Genomic DNA, 20,881 nt, shown 5'->3' on the forward strand with positions numbered 1-20,881 from the left:
CATGTACAAAAAATAGAGCGGAATATATTCGGGAGGGAAAGAAATGAAGAGAAACTTTCTACTGGTACTTGTAGGAATATTATTGCTTGCAGTGATTTCCGGTTGTAGCACCAAAACTCAAGCAGAAGAAAAAATCTTACTCAGATTTGCTTATGCAAGTAACAGTCAACCAGTAATCGATTCAATGAAGGAATTTGGAAGATTGGTTTCTGAAAAAACAAATGGAAAGATTGAAGTTCAATATTACCCGGATGCACAATTAGGCGGAGAAAGAGAACTAATTGAATTAACCCAAACGGGAGCGGTTGATATTACAAAAGTAAGCGGATCTGCTCTAGAATCTTTCTCGAAAAAATATTCTATTTTCGGCATTCCATACTTGTTTGATAGCGAAGAACATTTCTATAAGGTAATGGAAAATGAAAAAATTATGAACCCCATTTATCAATCAACGGAAGACCTTGGTTTTGTCGGATTAACTTATTACGATAGTGGTCAAAGAAGTTTTTACATGAAAGATTCTCCAATAGAGACCCCTGCTGATTTAAAAGGCAAAAAAATAAGGGTTATGCAAAGTGAAACGGCTATAAAAATGGTGGAGTTGCTGGGCGGTTCCGCCACACCAATGGGTAGTAATGAAGTATATACCTCATTACAGCAAGGCATCATTGATGGAGCTGAAAACAACGAGTTCGTACTTGTGACGGCTGGGCATGGTGATGTGACAAAATACTACTCTTATGATGAACATACGAGGGTCCCTGATATGGTGGTCATGAATACTGAAAGATTAAAGGGCCTAACAAAGGATCAAAGAAATGCCATTTATGAGGCGGCCAAAGAATCAACAGAATTTGAAAAATCGGTATGGAAAGAAGCAGTTGAAAAGGAGAAACAGACAGCGATAGAAAAACACGGTGTTGTCTTTAATGAAGTAGATAACAAGCCTTTTCAAGAAGCTGTTCAACCGCTTCATGAACAATTTAAAAACAGTAAGGAGTTTTCAAAAACCTATAATGCGATTCGCAGTTTAAGTGAAGATGAGTGATAGGAGGAGGAAATGGTGAAAAGTATCAAAAAAGTGATTGACCGAACGCTTGAATGTATTACGGGTACATTATTCCTTGTGATGGTAACGGTTACAATGTGGCAGGTTATCAGTCGTTATATCCTGAATAGTCCTAGTTCGGTTACAGAAGAGTTTCTTAAATTCGCTTTAATTTGGCTATCGATGTTATCAGCTGCTTATGTGGTAGGGAAAAAGAAGCACATTGCTTTTACACTGTTAAGTGATCGTTTTAAGGATAATAAAAAGTTGTCAATTGATATCGTGATTCAAACGAGTTTCTTATTCTTCTCAGGCATTATTATGTTGTATGGAGGAGCACGGGCAATTTCCATTACAATGGCACAATTATCACCTTCTCTGCATTTACCAATGGGATTGGTTTATCTCTCATTACCAGTCAGTGGAGCATTAGGGCTTTTTTACAGTATTCAAAATATGATCGAACTATTTTCTGAGAAAAAACAAGTAATTACGGATAATGGAGATCAATTTCCAGAAGAGAGAGTTGTTTAAATTATAGAAAGAAGGTGAACTCGCATGGTTTTACAAGCCACGATCATTTTAGTCTTAGTATTTGCCGTTCTACTAGCTGTAGGAATACCGATCGCGATAAGCATTTCAGTCGCTTCCTTGGCAACGGTTTTATTGGTATTGCCATTTGATGTAGCTGTGTTTACATCAGCACAAAAAATGGTGGCCAGTCTGGATAGCTTTTCGTTAATTGCTGTACCGTTCTTTATATTATCAGGAATCATAATGAATAATGGAGGAATTGCCGTTAAGTTGGTGAACTTCTCCAAGGTATTAACGGGGAGAGTCCCTGGTTCCTTGGCTCACTCCAATGTCATGGGAAATGCGCTTTTTGGTAGTATTTCTAGTTCAGCTATCGCGGCATCAACAGCCATTGGAGGTGTGTTGGTCCCACTTCAGGAAAAAGAGGGATATGACAAAAAGTTTGCAGCGGCAGTTAATATTGCTTCGGCCCCAACCGGAATGATTATTCCTCCAAGTACGGCGTTTATTATCTTTTCGTTAATAAGCGGAGGAACCTCCATTGCTGCTATGTTTATAAGTGGGTACGTAATCGGAATTCTATGGGCTCTTGCGATCATGATTGTTGCATTCATGATTGCAAAAAAGAGAAATTTCCCCATCACATCTAAGGCAAAGAATGTTAATGTAAAAAAAATCTTTATTGAAGCCATACCAAGCTTGTTATTGATTTTTATCATTATTGGCGGGATTCTTACTGGAGCTTTCACAGCTATCGAAGCATCTGCCATCTGTGTAGTATATTCATTATTTCTTGCTCTTGTATACTATAAATCACTTACACTCAAACAATTACCGAATATTCTTGTGCAAGCGGTTGAGATGACAGGAATTATCATGCTATTGATTGCAGCGTCCTCGCTCATGTCTTTTGCCATGGCGTTTACTGGTCTGCCAGCAGCGATTAGCAGCTTTGTTTTAGGGATTTCTGATAATCCAATTATCATTCTGTTTATCATGAATATTGTCTTGTTACTCATTGGATGTTTCATGGACGTTGCTCCTGCGATTTTAATCTTTACACCGATCTTTTTACCTATTGCTACTAGCATAGGGGTACACCCTGTCCATTTTGCTATGTTTTTCATTTTTAACTTATGCGTGGGCTCAATTACACCACCTGTTGGTACGGGACTGTTTGTTGGAGCCAGCGTAGCGAAGGTGAAAATCGAGGAAGTTCTCAAGCCGCTCCTTCCTTTTTATGCAGCTATATTTGTTTTATTAATGCTCATTACTTATGTACCGCAAATCAGTTTGTTCTTACCAAATTTACTGGGGCTATAGATGTTCGTAGGAGGGTAAACCTTGTTAAGAAAAGCTAGTATTATGTTGTAAATTAAGTAATCAAAGAAGTTCAGTGATGGACTTCTTTTTTTGTACCCTATTATTAATTTATTTCAATATATTTCGGGAACCGATAGGAATTTGGTTGGAATTGGTTTTAGTGATATATACCCAAACTAATGTTAAATTTCCTTACAAATAAGTGTTTTGAATAAAGGTGTTTTTGAACGACATGCAGAATAAATCAGGTGTATAAATATGTCCTGAGGGGGGCTTTTTATGAAACCAGTTTGTGATGGGTGTTATATCAAAGCTTTGCTAGAAGAAAGTAGAGAAGTAATTGGCCTGTTCCACAACCAATATCTAAGATTGATTCCATGGGTATCTCTTTCAACTTATTCAGAACATGTGGAGTGCTGTTCACTGCTGGTTTTAAAAAATAAATGATGTGGCAGGTTTAAAGAAGTCTCTTTTTGTAAAGAGGTTTTTTTGTTTTATTGCTGCAAATCAATATACCCGACAATCCAAGATATCTAAAACCCAGTATCTTTTGTCAGAAGAACGGGGGAAGATATCGGGATTTTAATTTTAACTTGTGGAATTAAGACTGAAGGGATTACTTATTTTTTAACTTGTAAATTTCTCTGGAGTGTTCGGAAATCATTTGATCATTTCGACTTTGAGAATTGTAGCTCCACAAGAATATGCTTCGGAAGCGATACCTCGCACGAAGGAAAAGTGGTAGCTTTTTCGAGCCATCTGTACTTCGCTCTTCTCTCTACGATAAGTCAACATCGAATCGCTGTTGCTCCTGCGCCAAAGCATATTCAAAGAAGCTGCTGTTCAGCTCGTTGCAAAGCCCATGATGTCTTTTCAAAGATGGCAATCATGTGTTTTGCAAGTGGTTGCTTTCGCTCTTCGTGTTTCCTTTATCTCTTATGCCCTGTGCCTGTCACCTCATCGAAAAAAGTGGAACAAGCTTCTAATTATTCTGGAATGTTTGTTATTGAAAAAGTTCTAAATATATATAACCTTTTCTAAAAAAGTTAGAATTTTATTAAAACACCTTAATTATTACAATAAAAGTGTAAAGAGGATTTACAAAAACGTTAGAGGGGGCAAAAGGAAATAAAAGTTAATCATTTTTACTTCAAGAAATGTAACCGTTATCAAGTTTTTGAAAAAGAATAGAAACAATGGAGGAGAATGATCAATGAATGTATAGCAGCCTAATAGCCCATTAGGGGGATTACCATTTATTAAGAATGCAAGTTCAAAACGCGAATCAAGTTATGACCGTACAGTGGAAAATAGAGATTTTACCGTAGTGGAACCTGGTGCAACTTACGTAATGGCTGATTATTTGCAGCCTCAATGAACTGTTATTTTCCGATGCCATTTGCGGATGGTGCGAAAATTCAATTAATCAATGAAAGTGAAGAAAAAGTAGAGAACTTATTCTATTATGTAGATTATGAGGCATATGACAGCAAGGACCAAATTCCTGATGATATGGGAAGATTCCATGCTACCTGGAACCGTGAAAATCCTTGTAAAAAGGTAGTGTTTGACAGTGATATTGAAAATCCTGCCCCTTGGGACCTTCCAGGTAAAAATACAACGGGTGATGAAAACTGTCATTCTCGATGCGGAAGGGAAAGGCCATTATGTAGGATGCGTCTTAAACATTGACAATTTCGATGCCTCTAATCAAGAGTATACATGGCCAGGCGAGGGTGATGACATGTTCTTCATTGATGGGGAAGAATGGCCGCCATCGATTCATGGTACAGGGACCGAAGATTATTTTAATGCAGCATGGGGTTTTCCTAGTGGTGAATATGCCGGTCCATATCACGGAGTATCTTAGGGAAGCGATGTCCAAGAGCACTTTGGCAAAAGGATAGATAATTTATTTAATAATTAAGGAGGCTTGTTGCGGTGAAGAAAAAAGGGATCCTATCAATTGTTTCATTATTATTAGTATCATCTCTCTTTTTATCGGGTTGTTCGGGAGAAAAAACAGGAAGTTCCGAAGCAAAAGGTGATAACAAAACGATTACGGTTCTTGTTGAAGGGGGAAGCCCGGCCTTTAAGGTAGCAAAAGAAACCGCTGCGGAATTTAAAGAGGAAACAGGCTATACAGTTAAAATTGAATCCGTTCCCTATACCGGAGTCTATGACAAACTTAAGGCTGAGGTAGCTTCACAGGCAGGAGCATTCGATGTTGCAACCATCGATATACTTTGGTTTCCTGCTCTAGCTGGCGGACTTTTACCGTTAGAAGATCTCATGACAGATGACCTTAAAAATGATTTATTCCCAGGATTAGTAGAAGGCGGAAGTTATCAGAATAAGGTTTATGGAATGCCGGTATGGACGAACGCCAAAAATTTAATCTACCGTAAAGATCTTTTCGAAGATGAAAAGAACAAAGCTGATTTCCAAGCGAAGTATGGATATGAGCTACATCCGCCAACAACATGGGATGAATATAGTGATGTTGCCAAGTTTTTTACTAAAGATACCGATAATGATGGAAAAGTGGATATGTACGGAACAACGGTCTTTGGTGCGAACAATGGAGATGCGGTAGCCAGCTGGCTTGATCATGCAGCCCAAGCAGGTGCGAAACCATTGGTAGTTGGTGATAAAGGCAAAGTTCTTGTCAATACGAAACCGTATGTTGATTCTTTACAATTCTTAGTTGATCTTTTGAAAAAGGATCAATCGGTTCCATCAGGTGCACTTGAAATGGCATCTGCTGAAACTTCTGAGCTATTTTGGAATGGAAAATCTGCAATGATGCTTGCATGGGGTCACTTTTATGTCCCTTCAAATGACTCTAAACAATCAAAGGTAGCAGGAAAAGTTGGAAGTGCTCCAATGATTGGCGGAGGAGCACGAATAGGTGCTGTCCCAGGCCCATGGTATCAGGTTATTCCTAGTTCTTCCAAAAAACAGGAGATCGCCAAGGAGTACCTCAACTTTATTTATGAAAAGAATGAACTATTTATGAAATCATTGGGTGTAGCAGCGAGAAAATCTGTATTTGAAAGTTATAGCACGCAGCAGGGCTATGAACATTTGAAACCGCTTATGACGACATTAAGCGGACCACAAACACAAAATCGACCTGCTATTAAGGAATGGCAAGAAATTGAAAGTGAAGCACTCATTCCAGCCGTGCAATATGCCCTTTCCGGTGAAAAAACACCTCAAGAGGCACTTGATTGGGCAGCAGATGTAATCAAAGATTTATTACCGCCACAGTAAAATAATATGTTTAAATAGAACCTTTTCATTGGACTATTTTTTCAATGAAAAGGTTCTAAAAAATAACATTTTGATAGAAAGGAGCGGTTTTGTTGAGACTGAAAAATGGGGCATTATCGACGATCTTTTTCTTTCCTGCAGGGATCTTTATGTTGGTATTTCTGGTCTATCCAATTTTTCTTTTAATTAGAGACAGTTTTTATAAGATTGATATCATTAATCCTTCATTACGAGAATTTGTCGGTTTTGCAAACTATACAAACTCGTTGACTTCCGAACGTTTTTTAAAAGCCCTTTGGAACACAGTGGTATATATAGGAGTAGCGGTGGGTTTCGAGTTTATCTTAGGGCTTATCCTTGCTTTGCTTCTCAGCAATGCTTTTAAAGGAAGCCAATTTATTCGGACTCTATTGTTAAGCCCGCTTATGCTGGCACCTTTAGTTACAGGGATAATTTGGAAGTTTATGCTTAATGATCAATTCGGCATTATCAACTGGGGGCTTTATAAACTTGGAATACTTTCTGACCCGCATCAAATACTCTGGTTATCAGACTCACGTTTTGCACTCTATTCTACGATTATTGCAGACATCTGGTTAACAACGCCTTTCATTATGCTCGTTCTATTAGCAGGTATTAAAGGAATTCCTATTAGTTTATATGAATCTGCTGATATGGATGGGGCCAATAAATGGCATAAGTTCCGTTACATTACTTTTCCTTCTCTTATCCCAGTCGCAACCGTAGCCTTATTAATTCGTATTATTGATGCTGCAAGAACATTTGATATTGTGTGGGTACTAACGCAAGGAGGACCAGGTTTTTCTTCCGAGCTGCTAAGTACTTATATGTATAAGACATTGACCCGATATGGAGAAGTGGGGCAGTCAAGTGCCATGGCCGTCATTTTTATCATCATTTTATTAGTCCTAAGTTCTTTCTTCATTACAAAAATGTGGTCACCTAGGAGAAGACATTCATAAGGAGAGGTGAAATAGATCATGGCCCACACGCCAATAAAAGAAACGATTGTTGAAAAACCAGTTTGGCTTACTAGTTTTCATTTTAAACATAAAATATGGACGCTGATTGTATTGGTGGTCACCTGTTTACTGGCTTTATTATTCCTAGGTCCGTATCTCTATCTACTATTAACATCATTGAAACCATCCGCCGAGGCAGTGACTGCACCCCCGACTTTATGGCCCTCGAAATTTTCAATAGAAAATTATAGGAAAATGTTCGAATACTTGCCTATAGGAAAGTACTTTTTTAATAGCTTAATTACGGCCGGTGCCAGCACCATTTTAAGCGTATTCTTTGGTGCGATGGCTGCTTATGGAATTTCTAGGTTTTCTTCCATAACAGGAAGTTACTTTTTGTTATTTACGTTAGTGATCAGAATGGTACCAATGATTAGTATTGCGATTCCGATGTATATGATTATAAAAAGTATGGGCTTGATTGATACCCATTTTGCCTTAATCTTGGTGTATACCAGCTTAAATGTCCCATTTGCCATTTGGTTAATGATAGGTTTTTTTGACTCGGTTCCAAAGGAATTTGATGAAGCGGCAAGGGTGGATGGATGCAGCTGGATCGGGGCCTTTATCAGAATTATTCTTCCGGTGTCACTTCCTGGACTGGCAACGACTGCTATCTTTACTTTTATGTTAGCTTGGAATGATTTTTTGTTCTCGTTACTCATGACCAGTACGAATGCCAAAACGGCGACAGTAGGAATTTCAGAATTTTTAACTGCTTATAATCTTGATTTAGGGCCAATGACAGCTGCGGCCATCTCATTTAGTCTGCCTGTTATGATATTTTCCTTTTTCGTACAGCGTTATATTGTAAGTGGCATGACTTTAGGAGCAGTAAAAGAATAACGACTTGATCTTGAATCAAGGAAAAAGTAGTTTATGAACAAACACACTAAATTGATAGGAGAATTTATTTATGGCTAGTAAAAATTATTACGACGTAACAGAGTGGCCTGTCGGTAATCCTTATGAGGATATTGGTGAGGTAATCAATAGCATTATAGCAGATATTAAAAGTAGGCAAACGGACACTGATGTGAATAAAGGCGGAAAGCCGGGTGCGGTTATCTATATTCCACCGGGAGATTATCATCTTGGCAGTCAAGTAGTTATAGACATCAGTTATCTTAAAATTATGGGTTCTGGACACGGGTTTACATCTTCGAGTATTCGTTTTAATACTTCTGAGAATGAATGGGCGGATTTGCATGAATTGTGGCCGGGAGGAAGTCGCATACTCGTAGATATTCCCATAGAAGTAAATGACGAGGAATATAAAGGAGCTGCATTTTATGTTGAACGAAGTGGAAATCCCCGAATAAGTTCGGTAGAGTTTTCTGACTTTTGTATTGATGGTTTGCATTTTATTGAAGATGGTTCAGGAGAAACAAATCCGGAAAACACATACACTAACGGGAAAACGGGTATTTATGTTGCAAGTGCTTGTGACTCATTTCGGATTAAAGGCATGGGGTTTGTGTATTTAGAGCATGGAATTACTATTTATCATGCAGATGCACTGACTATACATGATAATTTCATAGCTGAATGTGGTAACTGTATAGAACTACGAGGTTGGGGACAGGCTTCAAAAATAACCGATAACTTGATAGGAGCCGGTTTTAAAGGATATTCAATTTACGCTCAAAATTTTGGTGGACTTTTGATTACAGCGAATAATGTTTTTCCGCGAGGTGCGAGCAGTATCTATTTTGATGGTGTGACACGTTCTAGTATCACAAATAATAGACTTCACTCATTTTATCCAGGAATGGTGGTATTCAGGGAAAATTGTTCGGAAAACTTGGTTTCTTCAAATCACTTTTTACGTGACCATGAACCTTGGACTCCTTTTCTGGGAATAGACAATGGTTTAGATGATTTGTATGGTCTCCTCTATATCAGTGGCAATAATAATTCTGTAATTGCTAATCACTTTTCTGAAGTAATTAATACTCAGAACATCAAGCCGGTAGGTGCAACACCTGTAATCATACGTATTGTTTCGGGTAATGGAAATTATATTTCTAATAATCATGTTGTTGCCACGGAGGTTCATGCCAAGATAAGTGATTCTTGTTTCTCTGCGCAAGTAGAAGCTTTGTTGACTACCAAAGCATCAGAGCCGCTTACCGTAACAACAGTATTGGTAGAAAAAGAATCGCTTCAAAATACGATTCTTGATTCGGGAAGTGATGCACAGGTTGTTATGGACAAGACTGTAAATGCATTCAGAGCCACTCCAACGCCAGGAGCATAAATAATATATTCAACTATGTTTTTGTGGTAGTTTTTGTTCCAAAGTTTCAATTGCAAGTCGGACACTTGAAAGTCTTTTTGGTTCTAAAACACAATATTTTGTCGGCGATTTCGACGGCCATAGCTTTACAATTGATGGTTCCGATCAAAAAGTCAAATGGCTAGATAGCGGCAAGGATAATAATGCTGGAGTCAGTTGGTCAGACACAATAGATGCGAGACGAATTTATATCGGCTGGATGAGCAACTGGAGGTATGCAAACGAAACTCCGACTCAAGGGTGGAGAGGTGCGATGACGCTTCCACGAGAACTATTTCTGACATCCACGGGTCTGTTGATTCAAAAGCCAATAAAGTAACTGGAAAATCTCCGTGCCGAACATATCCACCTTGAGAATCAAATACTAGAACCAGACACAAATCTCCTTTTGAACCTTCAAGGAACGACTTGTGAAATGATTGTGGAATTTGAGTTTGAAGTAGCAAAGGAATTTGGGATAAAAGTGTTGAAATCAGCCAAAAAAGAAACAGTGATAGGGTATAATGTTGAAAAAGAGGAAATTTACATTGATAGAAGAAACTCAGGTGAAACCACTTTTAATGGATTCTTTCCATCTATCGATCTTTCTTCGATTGAGGTATTTACAAATAATGGGGAAATGACCATGACCAGTCTGATCTTTGAATTAGCTCATCCGCAATCATATTAAAAAGTGGATTGGCTTGACCGATGGACAGTGAACCAATCAAGTATTCTATCACCAGAGTAAGTATGACCATGGACAAAATTTATAAACTGGAGAAACATAATGGCTAAACTAATGAGACTCATCGAATCTCCAATTAAGCGGAAGATTATCTTATTAGCACTGTTTTCAGCACTTATCCCTTTACTTGTTATTGGTCCTTTAACGTTCATTTATTTTAGTAAAGTAATAGAAAATAAAGTGTCTACCACGATTGATAACTTTTTAACGATTGTCGATTGGAATATTAATGCTTTTGCAAGCAATGTAGAGAATTTATCGAATGACATCTTTCTTTCAAATGAAATACAGTCTTATTTAACCTATAAAAAAACAGATGCAAAGTTATACAGATTAGAAACGTCATCTCTAGAAAACTTGAATAATATTACAGTGGTAAATAACCCCTATATCAATGCGATTTACGTTGGGAATGAAAATCACGGCTTTTTGAAAGTAAACCGCGGGGAACGGAATTTGAAATATGACATCTATCAAGCGGTAAAAAAGTCCAATATCTATCCGCGTTTACTCCATAGTCAGTGGCAGGGTGAATGGCTAAATGGCAGTAATTTAGAACTTGTGAAAGATAGTAATCAATCTTTACTTTATGGAAGAAATATTCGAGATCTTGGAACGAAGGAACAAATTGGGACTGTCCTGATTGATCTTGATCGATCTTATTTTGAAAATATGTTTAAAAATAGTAACCCTCCAGGCGATATATTAATAGTGGATGGGGATAAAATCCTGTTTTCTAGCAGCAATCGTTTCTCCTCCTCTCAGGTAGCCAAAATCATTCAAGGTCGTGAGGAAAGCGGAACAAGTAAAAAAGTAATCAATGGAACACGATATTTCTTTAATTATCATACAAACAAAAAAACAAATTGGGATGTCGTCAGTATGATCCCCTATGAAACGATTGTTCGTGAGGTTAACCAACTTCGATTGATAACGATTTCATTACTAGTGATCGCATTAATCATCTCCTTAATTTTTGCTTTATTTATAACGAGGAGAATAACAAACCAGTTAAGTTTGCTGCGCATGGTTACGGAAAAAATGGAAAAACGAGAGGAAATAGTAGGTATTCATTTTAACAATGAGGATGAAATTGGGGAGATTGGGAAACAGATTATTCACCTTTATAATTGGAATAATCATTTAACAAAAAGGTTATATAAATCACAGATTAAGGAAAAGGAAGCAGAGCTATTAGCCTTGCAAAGCCACATTAATCCGCATTTTTTATATAATACGTTGAACACCGTTTATTGGATGGCAGAGAAAGTACAAGCGAAACAAATAGCAAAAATTGCGATCAACTTGTCGAAAATCTTTAAGCTTACCTTAAATGAAGGAAATCATATTACCTCCGTAAATAATGAAATCGAGCAAGTAAAAAGTTATCTGGATATCCAAAATATTCGTTTTGACCATAAAATCCACTACACATTTATGATTGAACCTGAAATTATGGAAGAAAGTATCATTAAATTGCTGTTACAGCCCATTGTAGAAAACTCTGTTTACCATGGGTTAGAACATCAGGAAAGCGGAACGATCATGATTGAAGGGACAAAGGTCGAGGAAGGTTTACTTTTCATTATTCGTGATACCGGAAAAGGATTTGACATGAATGTCTTAGATAATAACAAAAAGGGTTATGCTTTAAAAAATATTAATGAACGATTGAAGCTTTATTATGGAAAGGAATATGGATTAAAGATTGAGAGTGAAATAGGAAAGGGAACTACCGTTTATCTTAAGGTTGGACTAAAGAATGATGAAATCATCCATGACAAGCTTTAAGGAGAATTCTATTATGTATAAACTTTTAATTGTTGATGATGAAAAAATTGTAATTGAAGGCTTAAATTCAGCAACTAACTGGCAGGAGCATCAAATTGAAATTGTAGGATCTGCTTCAGACGGAGAAGAAGCACTTAAAGAAATTATGAATAAGAATCCTGATATTGTGTTAGCTGATATAAGAATGCCTAAATTAAATGGATTGGATCTCATTCAAGAAACAAAGGCTCTTAATCTAGATACTGTTTTTATCATTATAAGCGGCTATTCAAAGTTTGATTACGCCAAAAGGGCGATTCAACTCGAGGCAATCGACTATCTGGTTAAACCTATTGAAGTAGAAGAAATTGTTCATTCTATTAAAAATGCCATTTTAAAACTAGAAAAAATAAAAAATGAAAAACAAGCAACGGAACGGATGAATGAATATCAAATGGCTTTAGAAGAAAAGCGTGTTCTTGATTTCTTGGTTGGCCAAAGATTTGTTGCGCCGGAAAAGGATCAAAAGCTACAACGTTTTTCTTTTTTAAACATCGGATTGAAGGGGTTTTCCTGGGAAGATTCAAATGCCACTGGAAAAATTCAAGCTTCCTTAGAGCGTATAAAAAGCCTATTAGAAAACAGGAAGATAGAGAGCTTTATCTATACGATTGATAGTGAAATCGTCATCATGTTTTCAAACTCTGGTTCAGAGTTTGGGAATGACTTGGTTCAGGATCTTGTGTCATTGATCTATCATGATATAAAAATAAAACCGATGGTTGGAATCAGTAATATCTATGAAACGATTTCGGGCATAAAGAAAGCCTATAGTGAAGCAAAAGAAGCGTTGAAAAATGGTATTTTTTCAAACCAGTTCATCACCTATTATAAAGAATTAGAAACGTTCAATCATTCCTTTGGCAATCGTATTATTGAAAAAATTGATACATTTTTTAATGAAAAAGGCCCGGACCTTCTTAGCGGCATGAATCTTTTTATGGACAAAATTTTTCTCGATTGCCAAAAGAGCAGCCTGCCCCCAGAAAAATCAAAATACGTCTGTTTTAAAATTGTTAATCATTTCTTGGAATTTATCGAAAGTGAATATGAAGTTAGTAAAAGTGGCGGCGAACGATATTTAGTCTACCAAGAATTAAATCAACTTCAGTCTATGGAAGAAATCAGAGTTTGGCTTGAACAATTTATTGAGCAATCAACTGTTTTTTTAAATGAAAACCACGTTTCCTATAATGAAAAATTAATCATCGATTTAAAAAGTTTCATTCATGCTAATTATAAAGATCCAATCGTTCTAGATGATTTAGGCAAGCTGTTCCATAAGAACCCTGCCTACCTATGCAGCTTGTTTTCTAAGGCAGTCGGCAACACCATCTTTGAATATATTACAAAGGTCAGATTAAAAAATGCAAAAAAACTATTAAGAACCACAAATTTAAAGGTATCCGAAATTTGTAAGCAGGTAGGCTACGAAAATCAAAAATACTTTAATCAAGTATTCAAGAAAAATATCGGAACAACCCCTGGTCTCTATCGTTCACAGCACATACTAAAGTAAGTGTTGGACGAGAGTAATTTGTTGGGGGAGGACACATGAATTTATGTGCTCGGACGAGTGTTATTTAGAGTACCCGCTTGAATCAATGTGCGAAATGGAGAATAATTCAATTAAGCCCCTGGAGGCGATTGGTAAATGAATAGACAAAAGATGAATCTTCGAAATATCTTTACAAAAATAGTAGCGAGACTTATTTTCTGAGTTCTCTATATATGCAATGTTTTTATATCCTTCTCCTTTCCTTCTAAAGTGGTCTGCCTCCTAGAGTGCCAGACCACTTCGTAGCTTAGTTCATACGGAACTAGGCTATTTTATTTTATTAAACAAAAAGCACCACAAATACGGTGCAAATTTATATACATTTTTAGCTGTAAAGTTACGTTTTGTTATTGGAAACGGAACCCGTTAGATTTTGAATCACTCTTTTTGTTTTCCTCAATCTCGTTTTATAACATCTTCATAAAATCTTCTTCATATGCTATGTCTATTGCTGTTTGCGGTTTCAACGTCGAACGCTATAAAGTCTTCCATTAGAAATGCACCCTTCCTTTTTAACGATAATAGCGAGTGTAGTAAGGATAAGTGTTATGGCCATATTCTTCTGGATCTTCTTGATAGTAGTGAATTAATGATAATACTTTGTCTTTTAGCTCTTCTTTAGTGGGAGCAAAGCAGCTTCTACTGTAACCGACGAATCTCCATATTCACGCTTTTCTTTGTATCACTTCGCCATTTTTATCCACGTAATTTACAAGGCCGTGAATAACGTATCCTACTTGATTCTCTATTTGCCACAATTGATAGGTGTGAATATTTCTTAAACTCTTATAGTCTAATAGTTTTTTAGTGAGAAATTGATATTCCTTTTCCCCATTGTCAAATAAGAAAATAAGCACATCCTCTCTCAAATGAAATTCAACAGAAACAAGAGTTTCAAATGATGGAGGAAAAACCATTTCTTTATTGGTTCCAGGAACGCCTCCGATCTGGATTGAGTATAAGGGAATTTAGTCGTAACCCACACCAAGTCAATTCAAAATTTATGTTCCAAGGGAGAGATTAATCCGTTTTATCAAAGCATTAAGGGGGAAATAAGCCTGAGAGTCCTACCAAATGCTCCTTTTTTACTAAAGAATTATTTAGAGGAAAGTAAAAGGAATAATTACCCACAGGAAACAATTTCAAAAGGAACAGATAACATGTACCAAAAGTGTAGCGTAAATGGTTGTATTGCTAAGATACCAACTATAAAAATTACAGAATGGAATGGACGTTGTCCTCGACATAACCAAGGGTTGCTTAGTTGAGAAGGAGTTCTTAGTCCCGACTCAAAAGAAATCCGTTGTAATGTTGATAAACCCACCAACATCTAATTGTGTTGTCAATTACAGTCCACTCACGTGGAGTGCTGTTCACTACTTGTAAGAAAAGATAAATAAAGGATGTAATAGTGAGTAGAGAGCCTTTCCTGAGTGGAAGGCTCTTTGTTTTTAATATAACTACGGGGCAAATATAACACTTACCGCTTATACAGCTTATGAGCGGTATGTTACAAAGTGTTCTTTTTAATAAACCCAAGCATAAACATTTAAGAGAGATAATAACAAAAGGTGTGTTAAGGATGCATGAGATGTCGCTTATGTCTGAAATTATAAAAATAGTTTCTGAAGATGCTAGATTACATGGTATAAGCAAAGTAGACAAAATAGATGTGATTATTGGTGATTTATCAAATGTACTGCCTGATGCTCTAGAGTTAGCATTTTTCCATTTTCGGAAACAAGGATTAGGCATTCTTGGTGAAAATACAAACTTAGAAATTATACGTGAAGTGGCGATAGCAAAATGTCAAACATGTCTGTTTGAGTTTACACCCGACTATAGAATGGCGCTATGTCCAAAGTGCGAACTACCAAATTGTTTACTCGTTTCCGGTGAAACCTTTAGGGTTGAATCATACGAAGGAAGTGATGAACTGTGAAAATCAAGTTACAAGAAGATGTGTTAAAAGATCAAATCTTGGCTGCTGCATTCAATAGAGAAACCTTTAAAAAAAAACATACTCTTGTCATTAACGTAATGAGCTCTCCAGGGGCGGGTAAAACGACTTTACTGGAAGAAACGATTAAAGCCTTAATGAATGAGTTTCATATGGCTGTGATAGAAGGAGATTTAGCAACGGATCTGGATGCAGAAAGATTACGTTCGCTAGGAGTCCAAACAGTTCAAATTAATACGGTAGGGGGATGTCACCTTGATGCAAGGATGATTACGAAAACATTACCGGATTTTGATCTAGACTCCATTGACATTCTCTTTATTGAAAACATTGGGAACTTAGTTTGTCCATCTGGTTATGATTTAGGACAAGATTATAAAGTGGTGGTTTTAAGTGTTCCTGAAGGAAATGATAAAATCCCGAAATATCCTGTTATGTTTCGACGTACAGATGTAACAATTATTAATAAAATTGACCTCCTTCCTTATGTATCTTTCAATTTAGAAGAAGCGAAAAGAAACTTAAAAGAAATTAACCCACAAGCGCAATTGAAAGCATTATCTGCAAAAACGGGTGAAGGGATGGAAGGATGGATCAATTGGATAAAGGATGCTTATCTTCAATGTACAAAGCGATAAAAGTAATCGTGACTGGAAAGGTGCAGGGAGTTGGTTTTCGCCCATTTATCTACCATCTTTCAAAACAATATCAACTCAATGGAACGGTCCAAAATAACCTAAATAGTGTCACCATTATGGTTGAAGGAGAAGAAAGAAATTTAGAGAAAATGGTGGATGAAATCAGAAGGTATCCTCCTAGATTGGCAAAAATTAATGAGATAAACATTCATCAAATTCCACTCGCCCATTATAAAGAATTTACGATTATTCCCAGCCGAAAAAATGGACGGTCTATTCCCTGGATACCTGCGGATGCGGCGATTTGTAAGAAATGTTTGGATGAAATGAACGACCCATATAATCGACGTTTTCACTATCCATTTATTAATTGCACTCAATGCGGACCGCGCTATACGATTATCAATCGTCTTCCTTATGACCGTCCAAATACGACAATGAAGGAATTTCCTATGTGCCATGATTGTGGAGAAGAGTATGAAGATCCATCGAATCGAAGGCACCATGCTCAGCCTATTTGTTGTTCAGATTGTGGACCAACCGTTACGCTTTATGACCAAGGTGAGAAACCATTAGCTGAAAATCAATCAGCCATCATGCAAACGATTGATCTGATTAAAGAAGGAAAGATTGTGGCCATTAAAGGAATAGGTGGCTTCCATTTAGCTTGTGATGCTTATCAAGAGAGTGTTGTTGACCGGTTAAGACATGTAAAGAAACGACCGCAGAAACCGTTGGCGGTCATGGTCAAGTCTTTAGAGGTGGCAAGAAATCTATGTCATATTTCCAGCCAAGAAGAAGATCTCCTGACGAGCCCCGAAATGCCGATTGTTATTTTACAAAGAAAAAGAGATGGAGTATTACCACAAAATATTTATCCAGGTTTATCAACACTTGGGATTATGTTGCCTTATACTCCTCTACATCATCTTTTATTTGAGAATAATAAATTGGAATGTATCGTGATGACGAGTGCTAATCCTTCTGGTTTCCCTATTTTATATAAAGATGCTCATTTAGAACATTTACAAAACTTATGTGATTATATATTAACTCATAATCGTAAAATCGATTTTCCTATTGATGATTCGGTTGTTCAATGTGATGAAGAAAATACGATATTTATACGGCGTGCTAGAGGATTTGTTCCAGAGCCGCTTAAAACAACATCCAATGTGGATCATATTATTGCATTTGGAGGAAACCAAAAGAATACATTCTCCATCGGAAAACAGAATAACATTGTCATGAGTCCTCATGTAGGTGATTTAGAAAACGAAGAAATGATTGCCTCCTTTGAAGAACAACTGCATCATTATAAAGAATTTCTAGGGGTTAAAGAAGTGAATGTGGCTGTCGACAAGCACCCACTATACACATCCACTTCTATCGCCAAAAAACTCAATCGTAAAATTATATCCATTCAACACCACCATGCACACCATGTATCTTGTATGGAAGATAACGGTCTTACCGAACCTTGTTTAGGTATTATATTAGATGGTACAGGATATGGAGAAGACGAGAATATTTGGGGCTTTGAATTTCTTTATGGAGATGCAAAATCTTTTGAACGACTAGCTCACCTGAAATACACTCCTCTTCCAGGTGGAGAAAAAGCCGTGAAAGAACCATGGAGAAATGCAGTTGGGATGCTGCTTTATTACTGGCCGCAAGAGGGAAAAGATTTATGTATGAAACTTTTTCCTGAGAGATTAAAAGAAATAAACATTATGGAACAGATGATAGTCCATCAGATGAATACGCCTATGGCTGGAACATGTGGCCGCCTGTTTGATGCCGTTAGTGCCATTTTAGATATCTGTTCGATTTCAACGTATGAAGGCGAAGCAGCGATCAAATTATCTGATTATATGAATAGAACCGAACTTGAAAGCACAGGGGAGATGTATTCATATCATCTAATAACACACACTCCAAACCAACTTCAACTTGACTTATCTCCTATGCTTTATCAAATCATTCAAGACAAACTTCAACAATCCACTACTGCAATCATACAGAAGTTTCATACCACATTGGTGTCTTGCTGTATACAGATGATTTTAACACTATTGAGGAATAGACCAGATTTAAATAGAACAGTCGTACTGTCAGGTGGCTCCTTCCAAAACGTTTTTCTTGCCAGAGAGATTCAGAAAGGTCTTCAAAAAGAAGGATTTAACGTCTTTACACATAAACATGTCCCCTGTCACGATGGAGGCTTATCATTAGGACAAATCATCATTGCTGCTCATCAGTTGTAAGGATGATAAAAGAAATGAAGGTGGTGAATTAATTTGTGCTTAGGAGTACCAGCCAAAGTCATTGAAATTGAAGGGGAAAGAGCTCTTGTAGATGTAATGGGTTCGAGGATGTATGTAGGGATCTTTTTTGTTCCAGAGGTTAGAATCGACGATTATGTTTTACTTCATGCGGGGCAGGCCATTACCGTAGTGGATGAGGAATATGCCAAAGAGAGTATAGAAGAATGGAGGAATGTGTTAGATGGCAGACATGGACCATTTTTCAGATCCGGTCTTAACTCGTAATTCAGTTGAAGCAGTTATCGATTTAGCGAAGAGATTTAAAGAAGAAAAAGGCAGAATTCCAGTATTCATGGAGGTATGTGGTTCACATACGATGGCATTAGCCAAAACAGGAATAAAAGCGAGATTGAAAGATTATGTACAGTTGATTGCGGGACCGGGATGTCCTGTATGCGTCACAGATCAAAAGTCGATCGATGCAATGATCCAATTATCAGAAGAGCCTAACACAATTCTTTGTACTTTTGGCGATATGATGCGTGTTCCTGGTTCTAAATCTACTTTAATGAAAGCGAAAACAGATGGAAAGGATATCAGAGTCGTTTACTCTCCATTAGATAGTGTGAAAATAGCAGAGGAAAATCCTGATAAGGAAGTCATTTTTTTAGGAATTGGATTTGAAACAACGATTCCAATTCTCGCTCTTGCAGTTCGCGAGGCAGCAAGAAAGGATGTAAATAATTATTCGATATGGATGACAACAAAATTGGTGGAGCCTGTTTTAAGAGCACTTCTTAGTTCGGGAGAAGTAAAGCTTGATGGATTTCTTTTGCCTGGTCATGTTTCCGTTGTTTTAGGAAAACAGAGCTACCGTTATTTAGTGGAAGAATATGCTATTTCGGGTGTCATTACTGGTTTTGAATCCGTTCAGTTACTCAGTGGGATTTATAAGCTGCTGAATCATCAGCTGGAAAAAAAGGTTAAAATCATCAATGATTATACATATGTTGTAAGAGATAAAGGAAATGTCGTTGCTCAAAGTTTACTAGAAGAGTATTTAGAAGCCCATGATGAGGCATGGAGAGGGATGGGGACGATTCCTAAAAGTGGATTAGTTCTCAAAGAGAAATATGCGCAATACGATGCAAAAAAGAAGTTTAACATTTTGATAGGGGTGCCGAGAGGAACCAAATGCCGCTGTGGTGAAATTGTTCGAGGATTAATTACACCAGAAGAGTGTGTGCTGTTCAGTAAAGGTTGTACTCCCACTCATCCTATTGGTCCATGTATGGTATCAACAGAAGGAACCTGTGCGGCACATTATCAATTCATGAGGGAGGTGTAACCGTAGTGCAACGAATTAGTCTAGCTCATGGAGAAGGTGGAGAATTAACACACCAACTGATACAAGATATCTTTATTCAATCATTTGGACATTCAGAGGAAACACTGTTTGATTCTGCGATTCTTACCATTCCTACGCAAACCATCGCTGTAACAACAGATAGTTATGTGATAAAACCTATTTTCTTTCCTGGTGGAAATATAGGTAAGCTGGCTATCACAGGAACAGTAAACGATTTAGCTGTAAGTGGTGCTATTCCTCACGTGATAACTGCTGGATTTATTATTGAAGAAGGGTTTCCGATAAAAAGTCTAAAAGAGATTGTTAACACTATGGCAGGGGAAGCAAAAAGAGCCGGGGTGAACATTATTGCTGGTGATACGAAAGTAGTCGAAAAGGGGAGTGCGGATGGCCTTTTTATAAATACGACAGGGATTGGTGTGATGCAAGAACAGCATCGATTGAAACCTGAAATGGTTCAAGAAGGAGATTGCGTAATCATTAGCGGTACAATAGCGGATCATGGGGTCGCTATCCTGAGTGCTCGCCAGGAGCTAGGGTTGCTCACAGATGTTAGAAGTGATTGTGCATTATTAAACCACATGATTCATGAGCTCTTGGAGGAAGTCAAAGGAATTCGGATCATGCGGGATCCAACAAGGGGGGGATTAGCCACAACTCTAGTAGAGCTATGTGAAGACTTTCATTTTACAATTGAAATAGATGAAGCTTCTATTCCGGCACGTAGGGATGTTCAAGGTGCATGTGATATTTTAGGTTATGATCCTCTTTACCTAGCAAATGAAGGGAAAGTAGTTATCATCGTTGATTCAAATGATAAACAAAAGGCACTTGATATCTTGAAGAATCATGAGATAGGAAAGGATGCAAGTGTTATTGGTCAAATTACATCCTGTCATATTCAATCCGGGAAACTACTTTTAAAAACAGCTGTTGGTACAACAAGAAGACTTAATCGCCTATCTGGTCAGCTTTTGCCTAGAATTTGTTAATCATTTTGATATGTAAG

At 37.3% G+C, this 20,881-nt stretch carries 19 protein-coding genes; all 19 read left to right on the top strand.

Annotated features, from left to right (window positions below):
• Nucleotides 1-43 precede the first annotated feature (43 nt).
• The 19 genes from ACRX5O_RS02670 (at nucleotide 44) to hypE (ending at nucleotide 20,864) form a co-directional block, all read left to right on the top strand.
• A complete protein-coding gene (locus ACRX5O_RS02670) occupies nucleotides 44-1,048 on the top strand; it encodes a TRAP transporter substrate-binding protein (RefSeq protein WP_433904492.1) in 1,005 nt (334 codons plus the stop codon).
• 12 nt (nucleotides 1,049-1,060) lie between these two features.
• Entirely contained in the window at nucleotides 1,061-1,582 is a 522-nt protein-coding gene (locus ACRX5O_RS02675; protein WP_433904493.1) for a TRAP transporter small permease, read from the top strand.
• 24 nt (nucleotides 1,583-1,606) lie between these two features.
• Nucleotides 1,607-2,905 (top strand): TRAP transporter large permease, encoded by a 1,299-nt coding sequence (locus tag ACRX5O_RS02680; protein ID WP_433904494.1) that lies wholly within the window; start codon nucleotides 1,607-1,609, stop codon nucleotides 2,903-2,905.
• A 279-nt stretch (nucleotides 2,906-3,184) separates the two neighbouring features.
• Complete coding sequence (locus ACRX5O_RS02685) at nucleotides 3,185-3,352, top strand: hypothetical protein (protein WP_433904495.1); 168 nt, start codon at nucleotides 3,185-3,187, stop codon at nucleotides 3,350-3,352.
• A gap of 1,126 nt (nucleotides 3,353-4,478) precedes the next feature.
• Nucleotides 4,479-4,775 (top strand): DUF2961 domain-containing protein, encoded by a 297-nt coding sequence (locus ACRX5O_RS02695; protein ID WP_433904497.1) that lies wholly within the window; start codon nucleotides 4,479-4,481, stop codon nucleotides 4,773-4,775.
• A gap of 71 nt (nucleotides 4,776-4,846) precedes the next feature.
• Complete coding sequence (locus tag ACRX5O_RS02700) at nucleotides 4,847-6,181, top strand: ABC transporter substrate-binding protein (RefSeq protein ID WP_433904498.1); 1,335 nt, start codon at nucleotides 4,847-4,849, stop codon at nucleotides 6,179-6,181.
• A 92-nt stretch (nucleotides 6,182-6,273) separates the two neighbouring features.
• Complete coding sequence (locus ACRX5O_RS02705) at nucleotides 6,274-7,164, top strand: carbohydrate ABC transporter permease (protein WP_223588955.1); 891 nt, start codon at nucleotides 6,274-6,276, stop codon at nucleotides 7,162-7,164.
• Nucleotides 7,165-7,182: 18 nt separating this feature from the next.
• Nucleotides 7,183-8,070: a carbohydrate ABC transporter permease gene (locus ACRX5O_RS02710; RefSeq protein ID WP_433904499.1), complete on the top strand. Its 888-nt coding sequence runs from the start codon at nucleotides 7,183-7,185 to the stop codon at nucleotides 8,068-8,070.
• 70 nt (nucleotides 8,071-8,140) lie between these two features.
• On the top strand, nucleotides 8,141-9,484 hold the full coding sequence (locus tag ACRX5O_RS02715; RefSeq protein ID WP_433904500.1) for a NosD domain-containing protein: 1,344 nt from the start codon (nucleotides 8,141-8,143) through the stop codon (nucleotides 9,482-9,484).
• A gap of 49 nt (nucleotides 9,485-9,533) precedes the next feature.
• The gene (locus ACRX5O_RS02720) at nucleotides 9,534-9,842 is read left to right on the top strand and encodes a glycoside hydrolase family protein (RefSeq protein WP_433904756.1); all 309 of its coding nucleotides are present in this window, start codon (nucleotides 9,534-9,536) and stop codon (nucleotides 9,840-9,842) included.
• Nucleotides 9,843-10,193: a GH32 C-terminal domain-containing protein gene (locus ACRX5O_RS02725; RefSeq protein WP_433904757.1), complete on the top strand. Its 351-nt coding sequence runs from the start codon at nucleotides 9,843-9,845 to the stop codon at nucleotides 10,191-10,193.
• A gap of 99 nt (nucleotides 10,194-10,292) precedes the next feature.
• Nucleotides 10,293-12,041, top strand: a complete 1,749-nt coding sequence (locus ACRX5O_RS02730; protein ID WP_433904501.1) for a cache domain-containing sensor histidine kinase — start codon at nucleotides 10,293-10,295, stop codon at nucleotides 12,039-12,041.
• Nucleotides 12,042-12,054: 13 nt separating this feature from the next.
• Entirely contained in the window at nucleotides 12,055-13,599 is a 1,545-nt protein-coding gene (locus ACRX5O_RS02735) for a response regulator (protein ID WP_433904502.1), read from the top strand.
• 1,621 nt (nucleotides 13,600-15,220) lie between these two features.
• On the top strand, nucleotides 15,221-15,580 hold the full coding sequence (locus tag ACRX5O_RS02740; protein WP_433904503.1) for a hydrogenase maturation nickel metallochaperone HypA/HybF: 360 nt from the start codon (nucleotides 15,221-15,223) through the stop codon (nucleotides 15,578-15,580).
• The gene (gene hypB, locus ACRX5O_RS02745) at nucleotides 15,577-16,236 is read left to right on the top strand and encodes a hydrogenase nickel incorporation protein HypB (RefSeq protein ID WP_433904504.1); all 660 of its coding nucleotides are present in this window, start codon (nucleotides 15,577-15,579) and stop codon (nucleotides 16,234-16,236) included. The genes ACRX5O_RS02740 and hypB overlap by 4 nt, the downstream gene beginning before the upstream one ends.
• A complete protein-coding gene (hypF, locus tag ACRX5O_RS02750) occupies nucleotides 16,221-18,503 on the top strand; it encodes a carbamoyltransferase HypF (protein ID WP_433904505.1) in 2,283 nt (760 codons plus the stop codon). The genes hypB and hypF overlap by 16 nt, the downstream gene beginning before the upstream one ends.
• Before the next feature lie 33 nt (nucleotides 18,504-18,536).
• Complete coding sequence (locus tag ACRX5O_RS02755; RefSeq protein ID WP_433904506.1) at nucleotides 18,537-18,788, top strand: HypC/HybG/HupF family hydrogenase formation chaperone; 252 nt, start codon at nucleotides 18,537-18,539, stop codon at nucleotides 18,786-18,788.
• Entirely contained in the window at nucleotides 18,745-19,851 is a 1,107-nt protein-coding gene (hypD, locus tag ACRX5O_RS02760; protein ID WP_433904507.1) for a hydrogenase formation protein HypD, read from the top strand. Before ACRX5O_RS02755 ends, hypD begins: the two co-directional genes overlap by 44 nt.
• Before the next feature lie 5 nt (nucleotides 19,852-19,856).
• On the top strand, nucleotides 19,857-20,864 hold the full coding sequence (hypE, locus tag ACRX5O_RS02765) for a hydrogenase expression/formation protein HypE (RefSeq protein ID WP_433904508.1): 1,008 nt from the start codon (nucleotides 19,857-19,859) through the stop codon (nucleotides 20,862-20,864).
• The last annotated feature ends 17 nt before the right edge of the window (nucleotides 20,865-20,881 follow it).

Source organism: Robertmurraya mesotrionivorans (assembly GCF_050971805.1).
In the GTDB taxonomy this organism is placed as follows: Bacteria; Bacillota; Bacilli; order Bacillales; family Cytobacillaceae; genus Robertmurraya_A.

Bases quoted from the DNA above. Each gene is read 5' to 3' on its own strand.
- ACRX5O_RS02670 (WP_433904492.1), top strand. From the start codon at position 44: ATGAAGAGAAACTTTCTACTGGTACTTGTAGGAATATTATTGCTTGCA.
- ACRX5O_RS02675 (WP_433904493.1), top strand. From the start codon at position 1,061: ATGGTGAAAAGTATCAAAAAAGTGATTGACCGAACGCTTGAATGTATT.
- ACRX5O_RS02680 (WP_433904494.1), top strand. From the start codon at position 1,607: ATGGTTTTACAAGCCACGATCATTTTAGTCTTAGTATTTGCCGTTCTA.
- ACRX5O_RS02685 (WP_433904495.1), top strand. From the start codon at position 3,185: ATGAAACCAGTTTGTGATGGGTGTTATATCAAAGCTTTGCTAGAAGAA.
- ACRX5O_RS02710 (WP_433904499.1), top strand. From the start codon at position 7,183: ATGGCCCACACGCCAATAAAAGAAACGATTGTTGAAAAACCAGTTTGG.
- ACRX5O_RS02715 (WP_433904500.1), top strand. From the start codon at position 8,141: ATGGCTAGTAAAAATTATTACGACGTAACAGAGTGGCCTGTCGGTAAT.
- ACRX5O_RS02730 (WP_433904501.1), top strand. From the start codon at position 10,293: ATGGCTAAACTAATGAGACTCATCGAATCTCCAATTAAGCGGAAGATT.
- ACRX5O_RS02735 (WP_433904502.1), top strand. From the start codon at position 12,055: ATGTATAAACTTTTAATTGTTGATGATGAAAAAATTGTAATTGAAGGC.
- ACRX5O_RS02740 (WP_433904503.1), top strand. From the start codon at position 15,221: ATGCATGAGATGTCGCTTATGTCTGAAATTATAAAAATAGTTTCTGAA.
- hypF (WP_433904505.1), top strand. From the start codon at position 16,221: ATGTACAAAGCGATAAAAGTAATCGTGACTGGAAAGGTGCAGGGAGTT.
- hypD (WP_433904507.1), top strand. From the start codon at position 18,745: ATGGCAGACATGGACCATTTTTCAGATCCGGTCTTAACTCGTAATTCA.